This is a genomic window from Pedobacter gandavensis (assembly GCF_032678745.1).
GTDB classification, from domain to species: Bacteria; Bacteroidota; Bacteroidia; order Sphingobacteriales; family Sphingobacteriaceae; genus Pedobacter; species Pedobacter gandavensis_C.
This window is the reverse complement of the sequence record NZ_JAVTST010000001.1, coordinates 1,202,123-1,227,984: the sequence shown is the minus strand read 5'-3', so window position 1 is coordinate 1,227,984 and position 25,862 is coordinate 1,202,123. Positions and strand designations below refer to the sequence as shown.

General features: G+C 40.6%; 29 protein-coding genes and 1 pseudogene. 25 read left to right on the top strand and 5 right to left on the bottom strand.

The annotated features are described in order from the left end of the window. The first annotated feature begins 45 nt into the window (after positions 1-45). The 14 genes and pseudogenes from R2S10_RS04945 to R2S10_RS04880 all read left to right on the top strand — a co-directional run bounded on the left by R2S10_RS04945 (position 46) and on the right by R2S10_RS04880 (position 12,423). A complete protein-coding gene (locus R2S10_RS04945) occupies positions 46-2,202 on the top strand; it encodes a TonB-dependent receptor (protein WP_316839333.1) in 2,157 nt (718 codons plus the stop codon). 117 nt (positions 2,203-2,319) lie between these two features. After that, positions 2,320-3,021, top strand: a complete 702-nt coding sequence (locus R2S10_RS04940; protein WP_316839332.1) for a response regulator transcription factor — start codon at positions 2,320-2,322, stop codon at positions 3,019-3,021. After that, positions 3,011-4,393 carry a HAMP domain-containing sensor histidine kinase gene (locus tag R2S10_RS04935; RefSeq protein ID WP_316839331.1) on the top strand — a complete coding sequence of 461 codons (1,383 nt, stop codon included), beginning with the start codon at positions 3,011-3,013 and terminating at the stop codon, positions 4,391-4,393. Before R2S10_RS04940 ends, R2S10_RS04935 begins: the two co-directional genes overlap by 11 nt. Positions 4,394-4,486: 93 nt before the next feature. Continuing rightward, positions 4,487-5,644: a porin gene (locus tag R2S10_RS04930; protein WP_316839330.1), complete on the top strand. Its 1,158-nt coding sequence runs from the start codon at positions 4,487-4,489 to the stop codon at positions 5,642-5,644. Between the two features lie 50 nt (positions 5,645-5,694). Next, positions 5,695-5,997: an urease subunit gamma gene (gene ureA, locus R2S10_RS04925; RefSeq protein ID WP_182953713.1), complete on the top strand. Its 303-nt coding sequence runs from the start codon at positions 5,695-5,697 to the stop codon at positions 5,995-5,997. A gap of 18 nt (positions 5,998-6,015) precedes the next feature. Beyond that, positions 6,016-6,312 (top strand): annotated as a pseudogene (ureB, locus tag R2S10_RS04920) (urease subunit beta); the annotation flags it as partial. An 87-nt stretch (positions 6,313-6,399) separates the two neighbouring features. Beyond that, positions 6,400-8,250: an urease subunit alpha gene (gene ureC, locus R2S10_RS04915; protein ID WP_316839328.1), complete on the top strand. Its 1,851-nt coding sequence runs from the start codon at positions 6,400-6,402 to the stop codon at positions 8,248-8,250. 1 nt (position 8,251) lies between these two features. After that, entirely contained in the window at positions 8,252-8,743 is a 492-nt protein-coding gene (locus R2S10_RS04910) for an urease accessory protein UreE (RefSeq protein WP_316839327.1), read from the top strand. A 1-nt stretch (position 8,744) separates the two neighbouring features. Beyond that, positions 8,745-9,431 (top strand): urease accessory protein UreF, encoded by a 687-nt coding sequence (locus R2S10_RS04905; protein ID WP_316839326.1) that lies wholly within the window; start codon positions 8,745-8,747, stop codon positions 9,429-9,431. Positions 9,432-9,434: 3 nt separating this feature from the next. Beyond that, the gene (gene ureG / locus R2S10_RS04900; RefSeq protein ID WP_316839325.1) at positions 9,435-10,049 is read left to right on the top strand and encodes an urease accessory protein UreG; all 615 of its coding nucleotides are present in this window, start codon (positions 9,435-9,437) and stop codon (positions 10,047-10,049) included. Between the two features lie 12 nt (positions 10,050-10,061). Continuing rightward, the gene (locus R2S10_RS04895) at positions 10,062-10,868 is read left to right on the top strand and encodes an urease accessory protein UreD (RefSeq protein WP_316839324.1); all 807 of its coding nucleotides are present in this window, start codon (positions 10,062-10,064) and stop codon (positions 10,866-10,868) included. Positions 10,869-10,880: 12 nt separating this feature from the next. Then, on the top strand, positions 10,881-11,222 hold the full coding sequence (locus tag R2S10_RS04890; RefSeq protein WP_316839323.1) for a hydrogenase maturation nickel metallochaperone HypA: 342 nt from the start codon (positions 10,881-10,883) through the stop codon (positions 11,220-11,222). Positions 11,223-11,237: 15 nt separating this feature from the next. Beyond that, positions 11,238-11,945, top strand: a complete 708-nt coding sequence (gene hypB, locus R2S10_RS04885; protein ID WP_316839322.1) for a hydrogenase nickel incorporation protein HypB — start codon at positions 11,238-11,240, stop codon at positions 11,943-11,945. Then, entirely contained in the window at positions 11,935-12,423 is a 489-nt protein-coding gene (locus R2S10_RS04880) for an urease accessory protein UreE (protein WP_316839321.1), read from the top strand. Before hypB ends, R2S10_RS04880 begins: the two co-directional genes overlap by 11 nt. Before the next feature lie 66 nt (positions 12,424-12,489). Here R2S10_RS04880 and R2S10_RS04875 read toward each other — a convergent pair whose 3' ends face one another. From R2S10_RS04875 to R2S10_RS04855, 5 genes are all read right to left on the bottom strand, one after another. Then, on the bottom strand, positions 12,490-12,873 hold the full coding sequence (locus R2S10_RS04875) for a DUF805 domain-containing protein (RefSeq protein WP_316839320.1): 384 nt from the start codon (positions 12,871-12,873) through the stop codon (positions 12,490-12,492). A 261-nt stretch (positions 12,874-13,134) separates the two neighbouring features. Beyond that, positions 13,135-13,908, bottom strand: a complete 774-nt coding sequence (locus R2S10_RS04870) for an ABC transporter ATP-binding protein (protein WP_316839319.1) — start codon at positions 13,906-13,908, stop codon at positions 13,135-13,137. Further along, entirely contained in the window at positions 13,905-14,900 is a 996-nt protein-coding gene (locus tag R2S10_RS04865) for an iron ABC transporter permease (protein WP_316839318.1), read from the bottom strand. The genes R2S10_RS04870 and R2S10_RS04865 overlap by 4 nt, the downstream gene beginning before the upstream one ends. 118 nt (positions 14,901-15,018) lie before the next feature. Beyond that, entirely contained in the window at positions 15,019-15,678 is a 660-nt protein-coding gene (locus R2S10_RS04860; protein WP_316839317.1) for a hypothetical protein, read from the bottom strand. Between the two features lie 91 nt (positions 15,679-15,769). Beyond that, positions 15,770-16,153: a helix-turn-helix domain-containing protein gene (locus tag R2S10_RS04855; protein ID WP_316839316.1), complete on the bottom strand. Its 384-nt coding sequence runs from the start codon at positions 16,151-16,153 to the stop codon at positions 15,770-15,772. 94 nt (positions 16,154-16,247) lie between these two features. Here R2S10_RS04855 and R2S10_RS04850 point away from each other — a divergent pair, with 94 nt between their 5' ends. The 11 genes from R2S10_RS04850 (at position 16,248) to R2S10_RS04800 (ending at position 25,860) form a co-directional block, all read left to right on the top strand. Then, the gene (locus R2S10_RS04850; protein ID WP_316839315.1) at positions 16,248-16,988 is read left to right on the top strand and encodes an SDR family NAD(P)-dependent oxidoreductase; all 741 of its coding nucleotides are present in this window, start codon (positions 16,248-16,250) and stop codon (positions 16,986-16,988) included. Positions 16,989-17,358: 370 nt separating this feature from the next. Next, a complete protein-coding gene (locus R2S10_RS04845) occupies positions 17,359-18,195 on the top strand; it encodes a DUF6266 family protein (RefSeq protein ID WP_316839314.1) in 837 nt (278 codons plus the stop codon). A gap of 138 nt (positions 18,196-18,333) precedes the next feature. Next, positions 18,334-18,927 (top strand): hypothetical protein, encoded by a 594-nt coding sequence (locus tag R2S10_RS04840; RefSeq protein WP_316839313.1) that lies wholly within the window; start codon positions 18,334-18,336, stop codon positions 18,925-18,927. Positions 18,928-18,992: 65 nt separating this feature from the next. Next, positions 18,993-19,388, top strand: a complete 396-nt coding sequence (locus tag R2S10_RS04835; RefSeq protein WP_316839312.1) for a rhodanese-like domain-containing protein — start codon at positions 18,993-18,995, stop codon at positions 19,386-19,388. 103 nt (positions 19,389-19,491) lie between these two features. Then, complete coding sequence (locus R2S10_RS04830) at positions 19,492-20,484, top strand: 2-hydroxyacid dehydrogenase (RefSeq protein ID WP_316839311.1); 993 nt, start codon at positions 19,492-19,494, stop codon at positions 20,482-20,484. Between the two features lie 361 nt (positions 20,485-20,845). Continuing rightward, on the top strand, positions 20,846-21,736 hold the full coding sequence (locus R2S10_RS04825; RefSeq protein ID WP_316839310.1) for a hypothetical protein: 891 nt from the start codon (positions 20,846-20,848) through the stop codon (positions 21,734-21,736). A gap of 166 nt (positions 21,737-21,902) precedes the next feature. After that, on the top strand, positions 21,903-22,472 hold the full coding sequence (locus tag R2S10_RS04820) for a DUF4255 domain-containing protein (protein ID WP_316839309.1): 570 nt from the start codon (positions 21,903-21,905) through the stop codon (positions 22,470-22,472). Next, positions 22,469-23,293, top strand: coding sequence for a hypothetical protein (locus R2S10_RS04815; RefSeq protein WP_316839308.1), 825 nt, complete (start codon positions 22,469-22,471; stop codon positions 23,291-23,293). The genes R2S10_RS04820 and R2S10_RS04815 overlap by 4 nt, the downstream gene beginning before the upstream one ends. A gap of 25 nt (positions 23,294-23,318) precedes the next feature. Beyond that, positions 23,319-24,902 (top strand): phage tail sheath family protein, encoded by a 1,584-nt coding sequence (locus R2S10_RS04810; protein WP_316839307.1) that lies wholly within the window; start codon positions 23,319-23,321, stop codon positions 24,900-24,902. A 36-nt stretch (positions 24,903-24,938) separates the two neighbouring features. Further along, positions 24,939-25,403, top strand: coding sequence for a phage tail protein (locus R2S10_RS04805; protein ID WP_316821910.1), 465 nt, complete (start codon positions 24,939-24,941; stop codon positions 25,401-25,403). Beyond that, positions 25,393-25,860, top strand: coding sequence for a phage tail protein (locus tag R2S10_RS04800; protein WP_316839306.1), 468 nt, complete (start codon positions 25,393-25,395; stop codon positions 25,858-25,860). The genes R2S10_RS04805 and R2S10_RS04800 overlap by 11 nt, the downstream gene beginning before the upstream one ends. Positions 25,861-25,862 lie beyond the last annotated feature (2 nt).

Below are 25,862 nucleotides of genomic sequence, written 5' to 3'. Positions count from 1 at the left end.
GATACCCTGGAGGCTGTTTTTCCATACATTTCTATTTTTTTTAAGATGCTGATCAAGAAATTAGGCCTGATTGCAGGATTTATGTTGTCTGTTTTTTTTAGTACTGCACAAACTGTGTTGTCTGGAAAAGTTCAGGATATCAATGGTTTACCTATGCCAGGGGTGAGTGTAAAACTGAAAAGCCTGGGCCTGGGCATTGCTACTGATGAACGCGGTGAATTTCGTTTTAAAGTCAATGTTTTCGGCAGTTATTTGCTGCAGGCTTCTGCAATAGGTTACCTCAGCGACAGCTTAAAAGTGCTGATCAAAGGAGATCATATCCAGGTCAGTTTCAGACTGCTGGAGAATCACCATGATTTAGAAGGAATTCAGATTTTGAACACTAGAAATCTGACCGAAATAAACAGGAATTATACCCTGAGTCCAATTGCAATGGTGCTCACTGCAGGTGCCGCTGCAGATGTCACTGCGGCATTGCAAACCTATCCGGGTGCTGCCCCGACAGGAAATGAAACCGGTTTTTTTGTACGTGGGGGTACAGCTGCAGAAACCACCGTATTGTTTGATGGCATGCTGGTGAAAAATGCTTTTGGTAGTCGCCTGCCTGATCTTGCGAATAGGAGTAGATTTTCCGCCTTTTTGTTCGACAAAACGGCCTTTAGCACCAATGGTTATAGTGCCTTGAACGGGCAAGCCTTGTCCTCCGTCCTGACCATGGATACCAGGGGTGTTGCCCAAAAATCCTCCACAGAATTTTCCCTTATTGATCTTGGTTTAGGAGCTGCACATACCCATCGCTTTAAAAACAGTTCTTTAATGATCGGTGGAAATTATTACAACTTTTCTCCTTATCATAAAATCGTACCTCAAAATACCCAATGGGAAAAGGATCCGGAACAGCAACAACTCTCGCTGCACTATAAATATAAAACCTCTGAAACAGGGATGTTTAAATTTTTTACGGATTACAGTGATACCCAACTTTCATTTAAGATCAATAATCCAAATTACGAAATCAAAGACCTGCTCTACAACAGGAATAAAAACAGCTATGTGAATGCCAACTATCAGGAGGTTTTAATAGCCAACTGGAAACTGTTTGCGGGGCTGGCCTATAACAAAACACAGGAGTCGGGAAAGGTAAATGCAGCTGCTTATTACCAGGATGATGAAGTATGGCATCAGAAAATGTCGCTGAGCAAAAGGTTCAGAGGAAGCTCTCAAGTCCTGTTTGGCGCTGAATTATTTGAAAATACAATGGCAGAAGGGTATGCAGGAATGTCCAGGAAATACAGTGATGTGCTGGCAGCGGGTTTTGCAGAATCTGAACTCTATTTTACCGATCAGCTCAACTTAAAAACTGGCCTTAGGCTGGAGTCTTCCTCTTATCTTGATAAAATAAATCTGGCACCACGGACAGCCCTATATTTCCAGGCAGATCCAATACATAAAATAGTAGCATCTTATGGGCATTACTATCAAAAACCCGACGATAGTTTCCTCGCACAAACTTCAACGCTGGATTACGAAAAGTCCATTCAATATGCACTGGAATATGAGATGAAACTACCTTTCAGCATCCTGAAACTCTCCGCATATTTCAAAGACTATCAACAGCTGGTAAAAATTAAAACACCTGTGTTTTCCGGGTTCCAGGCTTATGGGCCACCATTACAAATTGAAAATTTCAATAACCGTGGAAAGGGTTATGCCAAAGGTTTTGATGTTTTCTGGAAAGACCAACAAAGTGTGCATCTGATGGAATATTATGTCTCTTATTCTTACCTCGATACTAAAAGGGATTACATTGATTTTCAAAACGCGGCCAGACCATCTTTTGCACCTAAACATACCTTCAATCTGGTGGCCATGCGCAGTACAGCCAATGTACATTGGCAATTCTCAGGAACGTATACCTTTAGCAGTGGCAGAAGTTATTTTAATCCTTTAAACCCTGTTTTTATGGCAGATAGAACCCATTACAACCATAACTTAAGTCTTGGGATCAATTACCTCCCACTATGGATGAAGCGCTTCTCCGCTTTTAACCTGAACATCAATAATGTATTAGGCTTAAAGAATACCTATGGATATCGATATGCTTTTGATGGGAGCAGGAGGGAGCCAATTTTGCCTCCGGCAAAACGAAGTATTTTGCTGAGCTTTCTAATGAATATTGATGGGGATGATTTTAATCACTAAATTTCCTTTTTTCTTATGTACTGAATGTCCTTTTTTTTCCGACCTAAATCTCAAACCACCATTTTTCGCTATTTTTGTAATATTCAGGTTTCATAATAGTAAGATAAGGAGAATAAGATGAAGGTACTTTTAATAGAAGATGAAATAGCAGTAGTCTCTTTGATAAAAAGAGGATTGATGGACGATAATAATGAAATGGACATCAGTGTAGCTATGGATGGCCTTACAGGCTTGAAAATGGCCGGAATGCATCAGTTCGACCTGATTATTCTGGATGTCATGCTGCCTGGTATGGACGGTCTGGAAGTTTGCCGAAACATCCGATTAACAGATCCTGACGTTCCTATTATTATCCTTTCTGCCTTAAATCAAACCGAAGATATCGTAGCTGCTTTTAACCAGGATGCGGATGAATACATGACCAAACCCTTTAAAATTGACGAATTAAAGGCTAGGGTATATCGTAAATCACGCAAATCCGGAACTGTACGCGCCACTCCGGCAAACATTTTATCTATCGCCGATCTTGTGCTGGATAAAGACAGTAAAACCGTTACCCGTGCGGGGAAAGTGATCGTGCTAACCGCAACAGAATACAGGTTACTGGAGTATCTGATGCAAAATATGAACCGGATCATCACTCGTGTAGACATCCTGGAAGAGGTATGGGGCATGGACTTCAACCTGAGTACCAATGTGGTGGATGTATACCTGAATTACCTCCGTAAAAAAATAGATAAGAACTTTAGTCCTAAGTTAATTCATACCGTAATTGGTATGGGATACGTATTAAGAGTGCAGGATAATTATGAAAATTAGAACCAAAATCATCCTGCTTTCTTCGGCAATAGGGAGTTTAATCCTGTTGTCATTTGCAGTTTATGTATCTTATTTTACGGCAAAGACGCTGGAAAGTAAATTCTACATCCGCTTAGAAGAAAATGCCAGAATGTTAGGTACCCATGTCTTTAACTCTAAAAGTTATAAAGACAAAGGATATTATGAATTGAGCAATCAGTTCATCAATCAGTTCTCTTTTGGCAGGAATTACCTGGTGAGGGTAGAGAAAAATAAGAAACAACCTCGTTATGAGCCACTGTTGCCAATGGGCAATTTCTTTTTCGAAGAAGCCATTGAAAATGGAAAGGCCGAACTCATGATCAATGATACCGCTTATGTGGCGCTCTTCTTTGAAGACAAAGACCATGATAAGAACCTGGTGGTCGTTTCTGCGGCAGTAGATGAATTCGGAGAAGCAGAACATGCAGATCTGAATCGCGCGCTGATATCCGGTGTCGTGATCTTCCTGTTTTTAATTGTGTTGATCTCCTTTTACTTTGCGGAAAAGCTGTTGAATCCAATTGCATCTATTAATAAACGCATCGGTCAGATCAATATCAGTAACCTGAACATGAGGCTGCCGACAAAGAAAACAAAAGAAAAGGACGAGATTGAAGTGCTGATTTCCAACATCAACGACATGTTGAGCCGTTTGGAAATTGCCGTAAAATCTCAGCGCAGCTTTATCAGCAATGCTTCCCATTCCTTAAGAACACCGATGACGATCATCAGTGGTGAAGCAGAGCTGGCATTGAATAGCGTCGATGCTAAACACCCTGCACACTACTCATTGGAGATGGTGTCCAGAGAAGTGGATCGGATGAACCTGATCGTTAGTAACCTGCTCTTGCTCTCCAGAACGGGCTATGATGGCAAAGTGCAGAACATGAGCCATGTCAGGATTGACGAATTGCTGTATAAAGTGAAAGAGTCGGAGGGATACCTGAACGACAATCACCGCATCTTCCTGGATTTCTCCAATATTCCGGAGGACAGCAACCTGTTGAGCGTTTACGTAAACGAGGATCTGTTTTTTATCGGACTTTCCAATATCATTTCCAATGCCTGTAAGTACGGTAATGAGAAGGAAGTGAAAGTAAGTATTGAAGTAGACCATTCTAAAATCGTGATCCGTGTCATGGATCAGGGAATTGGAATTCCAGACCGAGATAAACCACACATTTTTGAATCTTTTTTCAGAGCATCAAATGTGGGCAATATCTACGGAAATGGACTGGGTCTGGTACTTGCCAAAAACATCTTCGAACTTCATGACGCTACCCTGACTATCGATTCTACAGAGGGAAAAGGCACAATCGTGACTATAACCTGTCCTATAGCCGATTTCTAATCTCGCTCTTATTTCTTCCTAATAACACGTTAATCTTCGGTTTAACGCGTTATTAGGTCTGTATCCTATACTTGTATCAATAAGTTTAGAGATATGAAAATCAGAACCAGTATAGGAGTAGTTTTATGTGCAGTGTGTCCGGCAATAGCCTCGGCACAAACGCCAGTTGATAGTGTAAAAAAAGAAGTTCCTTCGATCTTCAATCTCAATGTACTGGGGCGTACCTCATTCAACATCGGACAAAATGCCGACAGAGACTTAAATGCCAGCTTTCGTTTAGATGAAACCAGGCTGTTGTTGAGTGGTCATATCAACCCGGATCTATCCTACAAAGTTCGTTTCCGATTAAACAAAAGCTTCGGTACTACTACGCAAGATAATGGTTCCAGAGCCCTTGATTATGCTCAGGTCAATTACCGATTCGGTAAACAAAAAGAATGGGAAGTAATTTTAGGTAAACAAGCGGCTGCAGTAGGTAGCTACGAGTTTGTCAACAATCCTGTTTATGAATATGCTTTTACCGATTATGTAGATCGTATCCTGAACCTTTTCGTGGTAGGTGCCACCTTTTCCTACAAAGTAAACCCCAACCATAATTTCCAATTACAAGTCTATAATACTTCTACAGAGACCTTCGATCAGCTGATTAAAACTGCTGGTTATGGCGCAGGGGATTTCAAACAATCCAACCGTCCGATGGGAGCTTATTTAACCTGGGAAGGAAATTTCTTGAAATCATTCCATACCAAATGGTCGTATAACTATTCGCAGCTGGTAGCGGATGCAGATAACCATGCCATTTCCCTTGCCAATATGTACAAGTCAAAAAACACAAAAGTGTATTTAGATCTTCAATATTCTGATTATGGTGTAGATCATACCATGTTGGCTTCCAGCGCTATTCATTCCTTTTACGGAAATGCAGGTTTAGATAGAACCATGCGCAGAGATGTGGTGTATAAAACTGCGGTATTGAGATTGGATCAGCAATTAAATGAGAAATGGGGAATCGCTTTAAAAGGTGCTTATGAAACCGCAAGTGCCCGTAAAGACAAAACCCTAGGTCAGGATTTCAGAAAAAACTGGACTGGATTTGCCGCTTTAGAATACAAGCCAATTGCAAATAAAGACTGGAAACTTTTTGGCGGATATATCGACAATAAGATCAGTTATAAAAACGGGATGAATATCCCAACACAAAAGAACAATCGCTTTATCCTGGGTACCTTTTTTAACCTGACAGCGATTTAAAGAAAAACAATAAAATTCTACAGATAATAAATTTAATACAATAAAATGTTATGCGTTTAACACCCAGAGAAACCGAGAAATTGATGCTGCATCTTGCAGGTGAGCTTGCGAGCAAACGTCTCAAAAGAGGCGTGAAGCTGAACTATCCAGAATGCATCGCTTATATCAGCGCTGAAATCATGGAGAAAGCAAGAGATGGAAGAACGGTAGCCGCATTAATGGATTACGGAACCAAGTTGCTGAGTAGAAAACAGGTGATGGAAGGCGTTCCTGAAATGATCCACGATGTGCAGATTGAAGTAACCTTCCCGGATGGAACCAAACTAGTGACCATTCACAACCCTATTCGCTAATCTTTAAAATCATAAAAAATGATACCAGGAGAATACATTATTAGAAAAGAAGACATCCAGGCCAATGTAGGTTATGAAACCTCTCATTTGTCTGTTACCAATACAGGAGATAGACCGATACAGGTAGGTTCTCATTATCATTTTTTTGAAGTGAATCGTCATTTGCAGTTCGACAGAGAAGCCGCTTTTGGAAAGAGATTAAACATTCCGGCAAGCACAGCAATCCGTTTTGAACCAGGAGAAAGCAAGGACATCATTCTTGTAGAGATTGGTGGCAACAAAGAGATTCACGGATTCAATGGCTTAACCAGTGGTAAGTACACAGATGAAAAAGTGAAAGCAGCAGCGATCGAAAAAATGAATGCAGAAAAGTATAAAACCGTAAAATTAAGATAGAATATTATGGCAGAATGGAATAGAAGAGAATGGATTAAGGTAGTTGGGATGACTGCCATGGGTAGCGTAGTTGGTTTAAGATCTTTAGGATTAGACAAACTTGGCCTTGAGGCAGGATCCGTTAAATATATAGATGGCGACCTTTACATTCCAAGAGCAAAATATGTAGCGCTTTTTGGCCCTACAACGGGTGATAAAGTGCGTTTAGCGGATACGGAGTTATTCATTGAGATTGAGAAAGATTTCGCGGTATACGGAGAAGAGAACAAATTCGGTGGTGGTAAAACCATTCGTGATGGTATGGGCCAGTCGGCACGTGCATTAGAAAACGAAGGCGTATTGGATTTCTGTATCACTAACGTAATGGTAATCGACCATTGGGGTATTGTGAAAGGTGATGTTGGGATTAAAGATGGTAAGATTGTTGGCGTAGGTAAAGCTGGTAACCCTGATGTTCAGGACGGCGTAACGCCAGGCATGGTGATCGGTGCTGCTACTGAAGTACACAGTGGTGTAGGGATGATCCTTACTGCCGGTGGTATTGATACCCACATTCACTTTATCAGTCCGACGCAAATCGAAACCGCACTTTACAGTGGGGTAACCACTTTCATCGGTGGTGGTACAGGACCAGCAGATGGTACACACGCAACTACGGTAACCTCTGGTAAATGGTACATCGAGAAAATGCTTCAGGCATTTGATACTTTGCCAATCAACGTAGGTTTATTCGGTAAAGGAAACGTGTCAACAATGGCACCTATTGAAGAAATGGTAGAAGCTGGGGCTCTTGGTGTTAAGATCCACGAAGATTGGGGAGCTAATCCTGTGACGATCGATATGGCACTAAGGGTTGCAGATAAATATGATGTTCAAGTAGCGATTCACTCAGATACACTTAATGAGGCTGGCTTCCTGGAAGATACAGTTCGTGCAATTGATGGTCGTGTAATCCATACTTTCCACACGGAAGGTGCTGGTGGTGGTCACGCTCCGGATATTATGAAGATCGCAATGTATCCTAATATCCTGCCTGCATCTACAAATCCAACTAAACCTTACACCGTGAACACGGCAGAAGAGCATTTGGATATGTTGATGGTATGCCATCACTTAGACAAAAACGTAAAAGAAGATGTGGCTTTCGCAGATTCAAGAATCCGTCCACAAACGATCGCTGCAGAAGATATTCTTCAGGATATGGGTGTGTTCAGTATCATGAGTTCTGATAGTCAGGCGATGGGTAGAGTAGGTGAAGTGATTTCCCGTACTTTCCAGACTGCTCATAAAATGAGAATCCAAAGAGGTCCTCTAAAAGAAGACGAAGGAAAAGGTAATGATAACTTCAGGGTGAAACGTTACATCTCTAAATATACCATCAACCCTGCTAAAGCACACGGAATTGACAGCTACGTAGGATCTATTGAGCCAGGTAAAATTGCCGATTTGATCTTATGGAAAGCAGAGATGTTTGGTGTGAAACCAGAATTGGTGATCAAAGGAGGAATGATCCTTGGTGCTAAAATGGGAGATGCGAATGCTTCGATTCCAACACCTCAGCCTATTGTATATAGAATGATGTTCGGTAACCACGGTAAAGCATTGTCTAGTATCTGTTTCAACTTTGTTTCTAAAATCTCATTAGAGAATGGAAGCATCGCGAAATACGGATTGGCACGTACCAGCTTACCGGTAAAAGGATGTAGAACGGTGATGAAAAAAGACATGGTTCACAATGATGCCATGCCAAACATTTCAGTAGATCCGGAAACTTATGATGTACGTGTAGATGGCGTAATTGCTACCTGCGAGCCTTTGGCAGTACTTCCTATGGCACAACGTTATTTCCTTTTCTAGTATGATAAAAGTAGATCGGGTTATTGCTAATCTATATGACGACGCGAAGCGTTACTCCAATTGTAAAATTGATATTCTACAATTGGAGTGGTACGATACCACAAAGAGAATCCTGCGCATGCTAACAGATACCGGACGCGAAATCGCGATCCGTAATCTGGAACAGGAGCAGCTGTATCATGGTGATATCATTTACCATGAGGGTAAGGATATCATTGTGGTGCAGATCATCCCAAGTGCCTGTATCGTGTTTACGCCGGCCACTTTGAGAGATATGGCCATCGTATGTTTTGAAATTGGAAATAAACATATCCCGGTCTTTATTAATAAAGACAAAGAAGTCATTATCGCATTTGAATCCCCCCTTTATCGGTTCTTAAAAAGGGGTGGGTTCGAACCGCGAAAAGAGACTCGAATCATTGAAAGAACCTCTACCCTGATGATCCATAAATGGAGTAATTCAGGACAGGTCATTTCATTAGCAAGCAAGTAAGATGAATGCATTACTGACACTATTACAGATTAATGATTCTGCATTTCCTATAGGCAGTTTTACCCAGTCCTATGGATTGGAAACATATGTGAGCAAGGGGATTGTGAAGGATAGCAAAGCCGTAAAAGTATATGCGGAGACGATGCTGCAACACAACTTCTATTACAATGATGCCGCATTTTTTATGCTGGCCTGGAAGATGTGCGAAAGCAATGCGACCAAGGCGAAAGTCCAGGAACTCGATGAACTGATCACAGCCTATAAGGCGCCTTTTGAGATTAGAGATGCCAGTAAGAAACTGGGCATCCGCTTTTTAAAGGTGACAGAGAATCTTAAACCTGTACCGCGTTGTACAAAATACCTTCAGGCGATCAAACAAGGGGAGGTACACGGACATTACGCGATGGCTTTTGCCATGTATGCGCATGCCTCAAAAATCCCGATGAAGGATGCATTACATGCTTTTTATTACAATACACTCAACGGAATCGTGACCAATTGTGCGAAACTGGTTCCAATCAGTCAGATGGATGCTCAAAAGATCCTCTATAACCTTCATGGTTTGATTGATCAACTGGTGGAAAAACAAGAGGAAATGGCTGAAGAGATGTTGGGAAGCTGCTGTATCGCTCAGGATATCAGATGTATGCAGCATGAAAAATTATATACACGGATTTATATTTCATAAGAAATGGCAAAGAGAAAATATGTAAAGATTGGGGTCGCAGGACCCGTAGGATCAGGAAAGACGGCATTAATCGAAAGACTGACCAGAACAATGTGTGATTCATACAGTATTTGTGTGGTGACCAATGATATTTATACACGTGAGGATGCTGAATTCCTTCAAAAAAATTCTTCATTACCAGCAGAACGTATCGCTGGTGTAGAAACTGGCGGTTGTCCGCATACAGCTATTCGGGAAGATTGTTCCATGAATATTGAAGCTGTAGAGGAGCTGGCAGAGAAATTTCCCGATGTGGAGTTGATTTTTGTAGAGAGTGGCGGGGATAACCTAACGGCTACCTTCAGTCCGGATTTGGCCGATGTGACCATCTTCGTGATTGATGTAGCTGAAGGGGAAAAAATACCAAGAAAAGGCGGTCCTGGGATTACCAGATCAGACTTGCTGTTGATCAACAAAATTGACCTTGCGCCTTATGTAGGTGCAGATCTTTCGATCATGCAAAGCGATGCAAAACGCATGCGCGGAGACCGTCCTTTTATCCTGACCAATATGATGACCCTTCAGGGTTTAGATGAGGTGCAGGACTGGATTAAAAAATATGCCTTATTAGAAGGATAAAAAAGAAACATCATGGATAGTGCAATAAAGATTAGCGTATGTGTAGAAGAGGAAAAGAGTGTCATGAAAGACAGCTTTTACAATATGCCATACAAAATAGTGCCTTATGGTTCTCAGCGTGAAAATCAGCATTTGGAGTTGATCATTATGAGTTCTTCTCCGGGGATTATGGACGAGGATCATTTGACAATTGATATTCAGGTAGGAGCAAAGGCCAATCTTCATCTGTACTCTCAATCCTATAATAAGCTGCACCCAATGAAAACCGGTGCTTCACAGCAAACGAAGGTTGATGTGGGAGAAGATGCGCTTTTTCAATATATCCCATACCCGATTACGCCTTTCAAGGACTCCATATTCAATACCATGAATGAGGTGCGAATGGAAAAGGGGGCGACTTTGCTTTGGGGAGATATCATTTGTGCGGGTAGGGTACATCGTGAAGAGATTTTTCAATTTGAAAAGCTACACAGTACCACCAAAATCTATAAAGAAGGTAAAATCGTTTACATAGACAATCAGGTGCTGAAACCTAAGGAGCAACCCATCGATAAGATGCTGTTTCATGAAGGCTATACACATCAGGCGACCTTGATTATCGCTTCTGATTTTGCCGCAGCATTTAAGAAGGAAATGGATGAAATCTTTAGGGGGGAATATGAAGACATCACTTTTGGTTTCACCATGTGTGCCAATGATATGGTCCTTGTACGTGCCCTGGGGAACAATGGCGACCTGCTTTATAATTTCCTGAAAACGGTGGCGAGTATGTGTACAGATTATATCGAACATCAGACACCTGTAGCCGAGCTTACCTAATCATCAATTATTATGCACGAAATAGCAATAGTAAAGGACATTTTTAAAACGTTGGAGCAAGCATATCCGGAAACGTATGAAAATATTGCCAAAATAACCATTGAGGCGGGGTTATTATGTAATGTACAGCCTATTCTGATTCAGAATGCCTTCGAGGCATTTGTATTAGAAGAAACGAGGTTCAGGGAAACGGAACTGGAGATTGAATTGTTGCCGATTATCGCTTACTGTAAGCAATGTACCTCCCAGTTTGAGGTGCGCTTTCACAAATTTGTATGCGTATGCGGGCAGTCTTCCGACCAGATTGTGCAAGGAGAAGAACTTCGTATCAGTCAAGTAATTTTTAAAGATTAAAATAACAATATAAACATGACAGCAACACCGAAAAGTAATCAAATGCCGGTAGGGTCGGTACAATGTGACAATACAACCCTGAATTTGTTGAAAGCTAACGACTATGTAGCTAAAGCGGTTCGCGATAAAATTCCTGGAATCTGTGTGATCAATATCTGTTCTTCTCCAGGTTCTGGAAAGACAACTTTGATGCAGGAAACTGGTAAACGTTTAGGAAAAGACCTTAAAATAGCAGTACTGGTAGGAGATCCTGAAACAGAGAGAGATGCTATCCGTATGCGTGAAGTAGGGATCAATGCCTTACAAATTGTAACAGGTGGTATGTGCCATATTGAAGCACAAATGATCTTGCAGGCTTTAGACCATATCGACCTGACAGATTGTGACCTGTTGTTCATTGAAAACGTAGGTAACCTGGTTTGTCCGGCAGCTTTCGACCTTGGAGAAGACTACAGAGTAACGGTATTGGCTTCTACGGAAGGTGATGATAAACCGAAAAAATACCCTCGTATGTTCTTAACCTCTGAGTTAATGTTGGTGTCTAAAGCAGATTTATTGCCTTACGTTCCTTTCTCGGTAGAAGCTGCAACTAAAGATGCAAGAGAAGTAAATCCTAATCTGGATGTAATCTCGATCAGCAGTCTGCATGATACAGGTATGGAGGAGTGGTGTAACTGGTTGAAAGCCAAAGTTGAAGCAAAAAAAGCAAAGAATGCAAAATAATGAAGTCATCCGGATAGACAAATTGCCTGTCGTACAGCCTTTTAATAATCAGGAAGAAGATAGTCTGGTATTGGAATGGTATGAAGTAAATCGTACCATTATCAAAAGAGAGAGTCTGGCAGGCAGGAAGATTCATCTGGATAAACCTTCATCAGCTGTGCTTAAGCAGGGTTTAGTGATTTATCAGGACGCAAATTGTGTGATCCGGATTTTCATCAAACCTTGTACTTGTATGGTGCTGCAATCCAGCAATATGGAGGTAGTAGGCCTGTTTTGCTTTGATGTAGGAAACAGGCATTTGCCGATTTATATGATCGATGACCATAAGATTGCCATTGCTTATGACGGTAGGTTGTTTCCTGCTTTACAACAAAAGTATGGTGGGGCGGTAACGCTGGCCAATTATAGACTAGACCCATCGCAGATCATTAACTGCTATGGCAATATCTATGAGCAAAACATTAAAACGAAGAAATAAGACCAGCAATAGGGTAAAAAAAAAGGCAAATGATGAATTTGCCTTTTTTTATGTGTATTTATCAGTTTATTGAGGGTTTTTAAACCCATCATTTCCCTCATTTGATGCAGGTTGTGGATTAAAAGCGTCAAAATCATAGTTCAATCCTTTAGGATTTTCTCCGTATTCATTTGCACCGGGTCTGCCGTCTTTAAAAAGCATCCATAAAAAGTAAAAGGGAATGATTTGCCACCATCCACTTTTTTCTAAATCATGGCATCTTTTCGCTCCCTGAATGCATGCAAACCATACAAAAGGTAGGAGCGCTATAAAACCTAAAAATTGTAATTCTAAACTGCCGTCCTGGGTAAATGATTTAATGATAGTATCAATAATAAAAAAGATGATAAAGGTAATTCCAAATTCGCTTCTGCGAATCCGGCCTTTATATGAGAATGGATTTTTGAACATGTATGAAATTTTAAGAATTAGCGCTAATTAAGAAGGGTACTGGAAGGGAATATTTTTTCATGAGTTGAGCGTTGTCGTTAATATATATCTTCGACTGTGATCATAAGAAAAAAATATATTGCTTCAAAGATTGCTATTTTATTTCAATAAATCATTGTATTCTCAAAAATACATGTCAATTAACTGAATGTTGGTTATGGTGGTTTGATTTGTTTGGTTTGCTTGCGATTAAGTAAAACCCTGGTTTAATGCCAGGTCATCTTAAAATTGTGGGATGATGATCGTTTTATCTTTCACCTGAACCTGCATTAATGGCGTATCATAAAGTGCCTCATAGATATTGGAGGAAAGGTCTGCTGCTTTCAATACTTTGCTGTCGTAAGCCTTCTGATCTTTGATGAAATAGATATGATCTGCATAGATATTGGCCATATTCGGATCATGCATGATGCAGACTACCGTATGGCCGCTGCGGGAATAAGCTTGTAGTTTTTCCAATACCAGTGCTTGGAAATGAAGGTCTAAATGATTGGTAGGCTCATCAAGAACCAGGATTTCCGGTCCCTGTGCCATCACACGGCTAATCAGTACCAACTGACGTTCGCCTCCGGACAGATCGGTATAAGCTTTGTCTTTTAGGTGATAGATCCCCATGTTCTGCAGCGTTTGCTTTACGATTTTATGGTCTTCAGCTGAAGGGCCAAACCTGTAAAAAGCAGCTCTTCCGGTAAGCACGACATCGTACACTGAAAATGGAAAGATACTCTGGTGAAACTGTGGCAGAAAGCCAATGGTTTTAGCCAAATGCTTTTGCGTGATCGTCCCACGCTCTTCTCCTAAGAGCTGTATGGCGCCGGAAGAGTAGGGATATTTACCTGTAATCAGGTTGAATAAAGTCGATTTTCCACATCCGTTTCTACCCAGAATGACGCTAAATTGGTTGGCTGGAAGGCTAAGGGAAACCTGATCCAATATCAGGCGTCCTGGTACGGAATAAGATATCCCTTGTATGTTTATTGCTGGGGTATTCATCATGACCAGTTGATTTTTCGTTTCTTAATCAGGAATATAAAAAAGGGCGCACCGATGATCATGGTAAAGATTCCAATCGGAATTTCATAAGGGAATATGGTTCTACAAAAGTTGTCGATGATCAACAGGAAGGTACCACCGAAAAAGATGTTTGCCGGTGTGGTTTTCGTATTGCTGGCACCTACCAGCATGCGCGTAATATGGGGTACAAAAAGTCCGTATAAACTGATGATTCCTGCACTCGCCACCGCAACTGCCGTCACCACCGTTGCCAATATCACCGCAATAATTTTAATGTACATCGGGTTTACGCCAACAGCTTTCGCTTCATCGTCTCCAAGGGATAAGAGGTTGAGTTTCCATCGGATTAAGTATAAGCCCAGCAGTCCTGCAGAGATCGGCAGGACACTTTGCTGCACCTTATGCCAGGAACTCAGGTGTAAACTTCCCATGGTCCATTGTATGATGGCCTGGAGTTTAAAAGGATCGCTTAAGTATTGCACCAGGGCAAGACTGGCGGTAAATAAACCCGATACAATCATCCCCGCCAGGATAATCGTGATGGATGAGGAGTTTTTGGTATAGCCAAATATATAAGTCAGGGAAACAGCTGCCGCCCCGAAGGCAAATGCGGATAAATGAATCGAAAGCATTGGGATGAGGATGGCTAGGGAAGCACCAAATGCTGCTCCTGAAGAGATCCCCAGAATATATGGGTCTACCAATGGATTTCTGAAAATGGCTTGTAATACGCCACCTGCGGTAGCCAATGCGGCTCCGACAAGGAAAGTCATCAATGCCCTTGGTAAACGGATGTTGTAAATCACGTTTTCAACCACCATCGGACTGGAATGGTTGCTGTCTACCAGGCTCCTGATCCAATCCCAAAAAGCGCTAAAGCCAATATGGTCTGAAGACCCAATCATTAATGAAAGGAGCAGGACTGGAATTGGCAAGCCATATATGACAAAGTTGGTAAGGATACGACGCATCATTATAAGAAACTGTTATATGATTTTTTCATATTACAATTATATAATGATTTGATGTGAAAGGGATAAGTAGAAGATTAGAGCGAGGTTAGAATGTCAATTAGTAAAGTTATTTATGTTTCTATTTTAATGATTTCTGACTCAAAGTAACGTCGTAATTTGAAAAGCTCAATGTACCATTCCATTTGCCTTTAACCGCATGTGTTTCACCTGTTTTATCATTTTTAATAGTGGCTCTAAAAGTAACGATGGCCGAATACTCCTGAATGGAACGATCAACCGTGATGGAGGATTTTGCTGGAACTCTCAGCACCTGATTTTTAGGTTCTAGGTAATTAAAAGGTTTTTCCTGAAGATTTGTACTCATTGTCCATCCTTCATTCTGGGTATAAATGGTATAAAGAGTGCTAATATTTACTATTGTGGGGGTTTCAAGTGTAAGCTTGGATAAACCCATTACTTTAGCTAAATCTCCATTAACATCCTTTAAACTAAAAAGAGATTTTCTATTTAGCTCCTGAAAATCTTCGAAATAGCTGTGTTGAGTCTGGATGTTTAAAGTGTTTCTTAGTTCGTAAGATTTTAACTTATGGGTTGTTGTGTATACCTTATCCCCCGGTTCCAGGTAATAGTCAATTCTTAAAAGTGAATAAGTAGCAGGCGCTGTAGGAATTACCTCTAAATTCGCAGGGTTATTTTTCTTGCAGGAACTGAAAAGAAAAATCGCAAACAATACTAATATTGAACCTGAGGTTTTTCGGAAGGGAAAGGTGTTTTTCATAAAGCGTTATAGAAATTAATAGATTGGTGTTACCTACAAATCTATAACGATTTTTCTAATACCAGTAAAATAATTGCAAAGAATGATCTCCTTACAATTCGCAGACCACCGCATCGGCATCCGGATTCACTTTGCTGCGGTGCATATTGCCCCAGTCCGACATTGCCTTTAGCATCGGCTTCATACTTAGCCCAAGCTCGGTTAGTTCATATTCGACCCTTGGAGGAACCACAGGATATACGGTTCGCTTCACTACCTGATCTGCTTCCAGCTCGCGCAATTGAGAAACCAACATCCTTTCAGAAATTTGCTCTATTCCATTTTTCAAATCACTGTAACGCATCGTTTGGTGCATGAGTCTGCAAAGTATTGCAGGCTTCCATCGGCCTCCCAATATGGATAAAGAGTAGGCCATACCGCAACTGTCGTTGATCTGTTTTTCATTAATAGCGTTCGTAGAGGATTCCTTTCTCATTTCTTACCTTTTTGTTAGTACCTGACAATTTAGTGTTTACCCTCAAAAATAGGGATTAGCAGGTACTTTTGAATAGAAATTAATCAGAAAAATTATGAAACGTTTTGAAAACAAGATCGTATTTATCACTGGCGGTGGCCGTGGAATGGGTGCAGCAATTAGCAGAAGACTTGCCGCAGAAGGCGCAAAAGTTATTTTAACCTATTCTAAATCCAGGGAAAAAGCGGAAGCTGTAGCTACAGAAATTAATGCAAATGGAGGTTATGCCGAAGCTGTTGAGGCAGACAGTATTGATCCGAAAGCCTTAACTGCTGCGATACAGAAAACCATAGAGCAACTTGGCCCTATTGATATCCTGGTCAATAATGCGGGGATTTATATCGGTAAAGAATTTGAATCGCATACGCTGGAAGATTACGATGAAATTATGGGAGTAAATGTTCGTGCGGTATTTGTAGCTGCTCTTGCAGTAGCAGCTCATATGCCCAGAAATGGAAGGATCATTACCATAGGCAGTAATATGGCGGAAAATGCGCTGAGTCCTCAAACCACTTTATACACCATGAGTAAATCGGCTTTGACAGGTTTTACCCGGGGATTGGCCAGAGATCTGGGGGCTAAAGGGATTACGGTGAATCTGGTACAACCTGGACCGATCAATACTGATATGAATCCTTCAGATACAGATTTGGCTGATTTTCTGAGAGGGAGGATGGCACTGGCCGATTACGGAACTGGCGATGATATTGCCGGCCTGGTTGCATTTCTAGCCAGCGAAGAAGGAAAGTTTATTACCGGAGCTGCGCTTACAATTGATGGTGGTTTGAATGCTTAACTAATTATGAAGCCAATGCTTTGTTTTCTGTAAATCAGAAGCCTATTAAAACCTTTTGTTTTTTTGTGTTTTAGAAGCCCTGTTGTTCATTGTTGATGAATAACAGGGCTTTTTGATTCAGACCTAATTCCTTTAGCGTCCTGATACTTGCCCTATGTCCACTATTATTATGTGTATTTTAATAGTATTCTGGCAGTAGGTTGCTAGGGCCCTTCTTCGTTAAATTGCCTTATCAACATTGTGGTAACCGTCTGTAAATCAACTAAATTGTTACCATAAAATACAGATAAGATATAAATAAGATATTGACTATGTACTTGTTTAATAGTATCTTGGTATAAGTCAATTCAGACGAATTAACCTCTCAGTTATGGCAAAATGTACCATAGGACCTTATGGGCACCCTTCGGGGAAAATAGGTAATGTAGTTTTTTATATGTTAAATGGACAACCGGTATGCCGACTTATTGGCAGAGCTGGAAAGCCTAGTTTAAAACAATTGGCTAACCGCCAGGGGATGTCAGTAACGATGGATTTGGTGACTGCATTGGCAGACTTTATCAATGTTAGTTTTAAGCTGGAAGCAGAAGGAACCGTCAGAAATGCATATAATCTTGCGACCTCTTATAATAAAAAACAGGCTTTAACCGGCGAATACCCAAATATTAAAGTTGATTATAGCAAAGTAGTCCTTAGCTACGGAAGCCTGGAAATGGCGGCTGATATGAAGGTAAGTAAAGGGGAAGATGGTATAAATTTGAGCTGGGATACCAATGTGCTTCGAAATGGCGATAATGATGACATCCTGATGCTGGCCGTTCGTCATCCAACAAGTACAAGGGCAAGTACTTTTTTGAATGCAGCCAGAAGGAGTGATGGCAGCTGTTTTATCCCGATTCACGAAGAAAGGATGATAGATGAGCAAATGGAAGTTTATGTTTGCTTCAAGTCTGCTAATGAAAAACTAATATCTGATAGTTTTTATGTGGGAAACCTGAATGGGCAAGCAGAAACTGATGGCGAAAAGTTCGAAAAAGAGAAGTACAAGGCAGTTAAAGCCCGTTTTGATCAGGTTGCCGCAGATTATGAGAAAAAAAGAAATAGCTATGATTCTGGGATTCTCCAATCGAAGTCTTTCAGGCAGCTGTCCACAGAATATCATGCGTTAAAAGAGAAACTGAAACATCTGCCAGGTAAACCCTCCTAAATTTCGAAGAGAAATAGGTTGATAACCTTGCTTTTTAGCAAGGAAATAGGGATTTATGCCAGAATATTTTGATATTTTAACTAGTTTTATGGCTTTTTGTTGCATTAAGAAATAATACTTTCCTTTTAAAAGAAAAGCATGAGAATAATCAATTATATACTAATATGCTCGGCATTAATCAGCCAGAGTTGTAATGGACAGATAGCGCCTAAAAAAGAAATCTTCAATAAGGAGTTCAATTGGAAAATTACAATTCCGGAGGGCTTTGAAAATGTTAATGCGGTAGAATGGGCCAAAATGCAAAATAAAGGTAAAGAGGCAATTGAAAAGACTTATGGTGGAGAAGTGGAAAATAAAACCAAAGTCATATTTGCCTTTAGAGCAGATAAATTCAACTATTTTGAGTCTAACTGGCAGCCTTACGATGTTTCAAAGGACGGAGATTATCTGGAATCATGTAAAAAGATAAATCAAATCTTATTCGATACTTTTAAAAATCAAATGCCAGGTGCTAAATTAGATTCTTTAAGTTCAGAGCAAACAATTGATGGTTTAAAATTCAATAAGTTTAAGATGGTGATTAATTTTCCAAACAACATGGTTATGGATTTTATCATGTTTAATCGACTTTTTGATAAAAAGGAATTTACTGTTAGCATAATAGGTATTGATAAGAAAAAAACTGAGTTACTTCTTGAGGCCTGGAAGAATTCGAAGTTTATAAAGGAATAGAAGCGCTCAGGGAAAGAATAGTGGGACAGAGCAATTGAGTATCAACCTGATTAAATAATCTAAATATGGATGAACAGATTAAGTTTTATGAAAATAAATTGGCCTACGAAATGGATCCTTCAGATTTATTTGATGCCTTAAATAATGGGGAAAGCGTGATTGCTCTGGATGCCAGGAAAGCTTTTGGCTTTGAAGCTGAACATATCCCTACCGCAATCAATATTCCTCATCGTGAAATGACCGAGGAAAGTACAAAACACCTGGATAAAGCTTTTGTATATGTCACTTACTGCGACGGAATCGGATGTAATGCCTCTACAAAAGGGGCTTTAAATATGTCAAAACTTGGGTTTAAGGTCAAAGAACTGATTGGCGGAATAGAATGGTGGAAGTTTGATGGTTATGCAACGGAAGGAACTAAAGCTGGCTCATCTGGTGAGAGAATTCAATGTGCGTGTTAAATCTTTCAGGTAAGGATCAATGTTCCGAAATCTTGAAATATTGGCTATCTTATCCAACATGGCATTAAAAATGCCTTGAGATCATTATAACCAATTCAGATTTATGAAAATTGCAGTTTTTAGCACTAGCCAATACGATGAAGATTTTTTAAGCCAGCACAATACCGGCCATCAAATCATTTTTTTTAAAGTTTCCCTTTCCGAAGATTCTGCGGTTTTAGCTGCTGGATGTGAGGCGATTTGCATATTCGTTAATGATATCCTGAACAAACAGGTGCTGGATAAATTACAGCAATCCGGACTTAAGTTAGTGGTGCTGCGTTGTGCTGGATTTAACAATGTTGATGTCCAATATGCAACACAATTACAGATTCCGGTTTTACGTGTTCCGGCCTATTCTCCAGAGGCTGTTGCTGAGCATGCCATGGCTTTGATTTTAACCCTCAATCGTAAAACACATAAAGCATATAACCGCGTTAGAGAAGGTAATTTTTCTTTGGAAAAGTTAATGGGGATAAATCTGTATCAGCGAAAGGTAGCCGTGATTGGTACTGGTAATATTGGACAAGCCTTTTGTAGGATATTGAAGGGTTTTGGTTGCCATATTAAAGCTCATGATCCTTTCCCATCTGTGGAAATGAAGGAATTAGGGGTGGAATATGGATCTCTTGACGACACGCTGAAAGATGCTGATGTCATTTCATTACATTGTCCGCTTACCGTCGATACACAATATTTGATCAACGAACATTGCCTTAAAGTGATCAAACCTGGTGCGATGCTCATCAATACCAGCAGGGGTGGATTAATTGATACCAAGGCGGTTATTGCCGCTTTAAAATCGGGTGTTATCGGCTCATTGGGACTGGATGTATATGAACAGGAATCTGACTTCTTTTTTCATGATTGTTCCGAACTGATCATACAGGATGAACAACTTAGTCAACTGATTTCTTTTCCAAATGTATTGATCACAGGGCATCAGGGATTTCTGACTCAAGAAGCGATGACTGAAATTGCCAAAGTAACTTTTGATAATATCAATGCTTTCCAGGCGGGATCGCCATTATTGAATCGTATTGAAATTAAAGGCTAAAGGTATTTTTCATCTGCTTAGCTAAGCAGAATTGAACAATTAATCTATTTAAAATTCGATCTTTTTTAAAGATTGACCTGGCAGTAGAAAATGAAGAAACCTGCCGGCATGGATACTTATGCCTTAAAATTAATGGCAATCATGATAGGTCAGGTAGAAATACCTGTTTAAAAATATAGGTAATAATACGCACTTCCTCTACTGTTTCTTTATAGATATTTGATTATAACCAATAGTTGTAATGTAGTTGAATTAGCTCTTTAGCTCTTAGAGATTGAAATTATGAAGGTGGAAAGAATTAAAGTTTTAATGCTTAATAACTGCCGCTTTTAATCATAATCGATACCTAATTTATACATACATGTTAACACAGAAGGTGATAGTTGTAGCATATGATGATGCCAAAAGTTTTTTGGTGTTGCTGGATAAATTGAAGGAAACAGCAGCCTTTTCTTATCATATCATTTCAGCGACCATGGCTACTGGCTTAAAGGGGATACTCCAATCTCTGGAACCGGATCTGATCATTCTGTGTTTTCGTAATAATCAACATGTACTCGATGAGTTAAGACCTTTAACGGTACTTCCGCTAATTCCGATCTTATGTCTTAGCAATAGATTTGAAAATGAACGCCTGGCCTGGCATCAAAACAACAGCGTCTTTACCTGCCAGTTGGAAAACCTTCATCAGGCCTCATACCTCAGTTCAAGAGTAAGTTCAATTTTGCTGATGAGCAAAGAACAGCCAGCTCCACAGAAAGTGATGGGATTGGCAGATGCTGCCATCGCCGCTGCGGGGACAGACGATACCAGAAATTTGAGCAGGTATGTGATGGAACTAGATCAGAAGGTCGAGGTATTATTAAAAGTAAAAGAACGAATCGGAGAGCTTTATCCGAATGTAGATGACCGGACAAGGACAGAACTCATATCTATTGTCAACTCCATTAAAATATCAGCAAATGATCATAAGCTCTGGGATGATTTTAAACTATATTTTGAACAGATCAATCCGGGCTTTTTACTACAACTGACCAGTAATTATCCTTCATTAACTTCCACAGACCTTAAGTATTGCTGTTACCTTAAAATGAACATGAGCAATGACGACATCAGAAACCTATTGGGAATTAACCAGGAAAGTGTGAGAACACATAAGTATAGGCTTAAAAAGAAAATGTCTTTGAGTAGGGAGCAGGATCTTCTCACTTATCTTAGAACGGTAGATCAGCATAAATTAGCGCTGGTATAAGTCTACGATTTGTCTACGCCATTGCTTCCAGTCCATGCTTGATGTACATGAATAGTATATGTTGCAACTGCTTCTTTTAAAATGCTTCTGCCTAATTTTAGAATAATGCTCGAAAGGGAGATTAACGCCTCAACTGAGCTGAAATATTCAGGCAAAAGTTTTAGATATGATAAACAAGGCATTGCAATTTACGAGTGATACACTGGATCAGTTTCTAAGAAATCGCTTTGCTTTGGATGAAACTAAAGTGATCATGAACAAGCTGATCGACAGTAGTGGACAGGTCCCAATGGCCAACCAGAATAAAGTGATCATTTCCCTTATTAATATAGAAAAGGAGACAACTAAAGCTTACCATATTAGAAACCATGCGCTAAGCAATGGGAGTTTTGTGAATGTCAACCCTGCGGAAAGGTTCAATCTGGATATTTTGCTCAGTGCTAATTTCGATGATTACAGTGAAACGCTGAAATTCCTGAATGCAGTGATCCTCTTTTTCCAGCTCAACAACTCCTTATCCCCGAATTCTTCCTCCTCTTTCCCAGCGGGACTTGAGAAATTAGACTTTGATATTGAAAAACTCAGTTACCAGCAGATGAATAATCTTTGGTCGGCAATGGGGGCTAAATATCAGCCATCTGTGATTTACAAAATGAGGCTATTAACCATTCAGGGCTTTGAGTCTGAAGGATATGTCGGCGCCATTTCAACAATGGATAATCAGGTCACACAATGATAGAAAAGTATCAGCGCCTCTTTCAGTTGGACGTGTTCCACTCTTATTTCCAAAAGGACATTTGTCGCTGTTTGGAGTTTAATGCGGAACCTGCAACCGAGCAGCTGATGAAAAGATTTCGTTTCCTCATCAGAAAGCAGATTAATGGGATTGGCTTCTATGTGAAGGGGGGGCAATCCACAGAAGCGCTGTTGAGCTATATAGAAAACGCTACGGGACAGGATTCTTTTTGTTTTCAGATTAGAAGCAATAACCCTGACTTTAACTTTTTTACTGAACTACCGCCCAACTGGGTTGGTCAGCTCTTATACGACAGTAACAATAGCACGGTACACGATCAACAGGTAAATCTGAATCAGGAATTGTCTGGAAATGCAGGGACATTGTGCATGGGGAAAGTAACGCTTCGTTTTGCCGATATATTGAAGTTCAGCGAGCAAACTGGATTTGCCAATTTTGAGATAAAATATCAGGCAAGGGCTACGCAATGGCAATATTTTGTGATCAACAGAAGTTCAGTTTCCTTCGATGGACTGAGTATTTCAGGAAAACAAAACATTGATTTTGATGGGCCTGAGCAGGTACAGACTGCTGCCGGAGAGGCCGCATTGTTATTCTCCTCAGGAAATAATTTCATTCCATTAAGCGAGGCCGCTCTATATAGATTTGATTTAATGAACCTTCCGCTTTCTGCCGATGGTACGGCCTTAGCGCCACAGATCATTATCAAAGGGCTTCCAACACCGATCCCTGAATGGATAGGACAGGTAATGGATAAAACGAACGAACACCTTTCTTCACCAATGTATGTTTATTTATAAACCAATAAAAGCTAAAAAATAAGTCATGATTGAATCAAACATTAAGTCACCCGGTGTTTACATCAACGAACAAAATGCCTTTCCCAATAGCGTAGTCTCTGTAGCTACCGCTGTTCCGGCATTTATAGGGTATACTCCCCAGGCGGAATACAATGGGAAATCGTATACGAATGTGGCACATAGAATCACTTCTTTTGCCGAATTCCAGTCAATTTATTGTTATCCAAATCCTGCGCCACCAGCGAGTCCGGCCATTCAATACAGCCCGGAATATTACCTGGTGCAGCAGAAAGCCAAGCCTGCGGACAACAGTTACATGATCATCAATGGTGCTTACTATTCCATTTTGCCGGATCCCAATACCATATATTACATGTACAACAGTATTGAACTGTTTTATCAAAATGGAGGAGGAGAGGCTTACATTGTTTCGGTAGGGACCTATGGGCCGGCATCTGCGCAGGCAATGGGCGTTGGAGAGCAGATCATTAATCCCAATGTGGTGTTGAAACAGCTGACAGATGGTCTTGCCTTGTTGTTGAATGAACAGGAACCTACCATGTACATCTGCCCGGAAGCGACCTTACTTTCTCCTGCGGAGAATTCGACATTGATGACCACCATGTTGTTGCAAAGTCAGACTATGCAAACGGCGATCTGTGTGTTTGATCTGATTGGTGGCCGGAATCCGAATCCTTTAACTTATTCTGATGACATTGATGCTTTCAGGGAATCTACTGGTCAGCAGGGACTGGATTATGGAACGGCTTATTATCCTTTTATAGGAACCACAATTATGGAAAGTACGGATATCAATTATACCAATCTTTTTGGTGGTGACGTAGACTTTTTAGATCCATTGCTTAATCCACCTTCTAATCCGAATCCAACAGCGGCTACCATCCTCCATAATATTGAAAATCCTCCGGGAGGTGTGCCTTTAACGGTCACACAATACAATAATTCATTGATCAATGCGAGTGCCGTTTATGCAAGTATCCTGAAAAATGTGTTGGCAGAAGCCAATATTCTTCCGGCAAGTGCTGGTATGGCGGGTGTGATGACCACCGTTGACAATCAGGAAGGCGTATGGCAGGCTCCTGCGAACACTTCTATTGTTGGCGCGGTGTCCTTACCGATCAATTTATCCGAAAGTCAGCAGGGAAACCTCAACGTAGATCCTGTTTCTGGTAAATCTATTAATGCGATCCGGTTTTTTAATGGCATTGGTATCCTGGTATGGGGCGCAAGAACATTGGATGGTAACAGCCAGGACTGGAGGTATATTTCGGTGAGGAGAACGATGATTATGCTTGAGCAATCTTGTAAACTAGCGGCACAGTCTTATGTTTTTCAACCCAATGTAAAGAACACCTGGGAAGCAGTGAAGGCAATGATCAGCAGTTTTCTGAATACCATATGGAAAGAAGGAGGGCTTCAGGGTGCTTCTGCTGCAGACGCCTTTTCTGTACAATGTGGTTTGGGGACAACCATGACCTCTGATGATATCCTGAATGGCTTTATGAATGTTACCGTAAAAGTTGCAGTGGTTCGTCCGGCGGAGTTTATCGTGCTTACTTTCCAACAGGAAATGCCAGTTTCAAGTTAACAGATTTATTCATTATAATTTTTAAAACACAATATTATGGCAGATGATGGAAGCGCACAAGGCGCAACATGGCCCATGCCCAAATTTCGATTTGAAGTGGACCTTGGAACAGAATTAAAAGGCGTAGGATTTCAGGAAGTATCTGGAATGGATGTCGAAAATCAGGTGATTGAATACCGTAAAAGCAATAGTCCGCTTTTCTCTCCGGAGAAAATGCCAGGCTTGGTGAAATATGGTAATGTGACCATGAAACGAGGCATTTTCGTGAACGACAATGTCTTTTGGGACTGGCATGCAGAGATTAAAATGAACCTGATCAAAAGAAGAACGGTACTAATCAAATTGCTGGATGAAAGTGGTAATGTCACCATGCAATGGCAATTGGACAATGCCTGGCCTACAAAAATCAGCAGTACTGATTTGAAATCTGAAGGAAATGAGGTCGCCATTGACACCCTCGAAATTGCGCATGAACAATTAACCATTACGAATGGCCAGTAATAATTATCCACTAGGATTTTATTTTATGCTGTCTTTAAAAGGGGAGGATGCCGCCTTTCAGGAGGTATCTGGAATTTCTAAAGAATTGGGTATTGAAGAAGTGGTATGTGGTGGGGAGAACCGGTTTAAATACAAGCTCCCCAACACCTCCACCAGTCAGAATCTGGTACTCAAAAGAGCGCTGGTGCCAGGAGGCTCCGCACTTGTGGATTGGTGTATCACCTGTATGGATGGTGGACTTGGGCCGGCCATTCAGACGAATGATATTTCGGTGAGTCTTTTGGATGCCAGTGGTGATGTTTTGGTGATGTGGACTTTTCATAAGGCTTATCCCATCAAATATTCGGTATCGGATTTAAAATCACAGGAGAACACCATCGTCATTGAGTCTATGGAGTTGGCTTATACTTATTTCGAGATCTCAGAAAGTACTAATATTTCTAATTTATATGACTAATC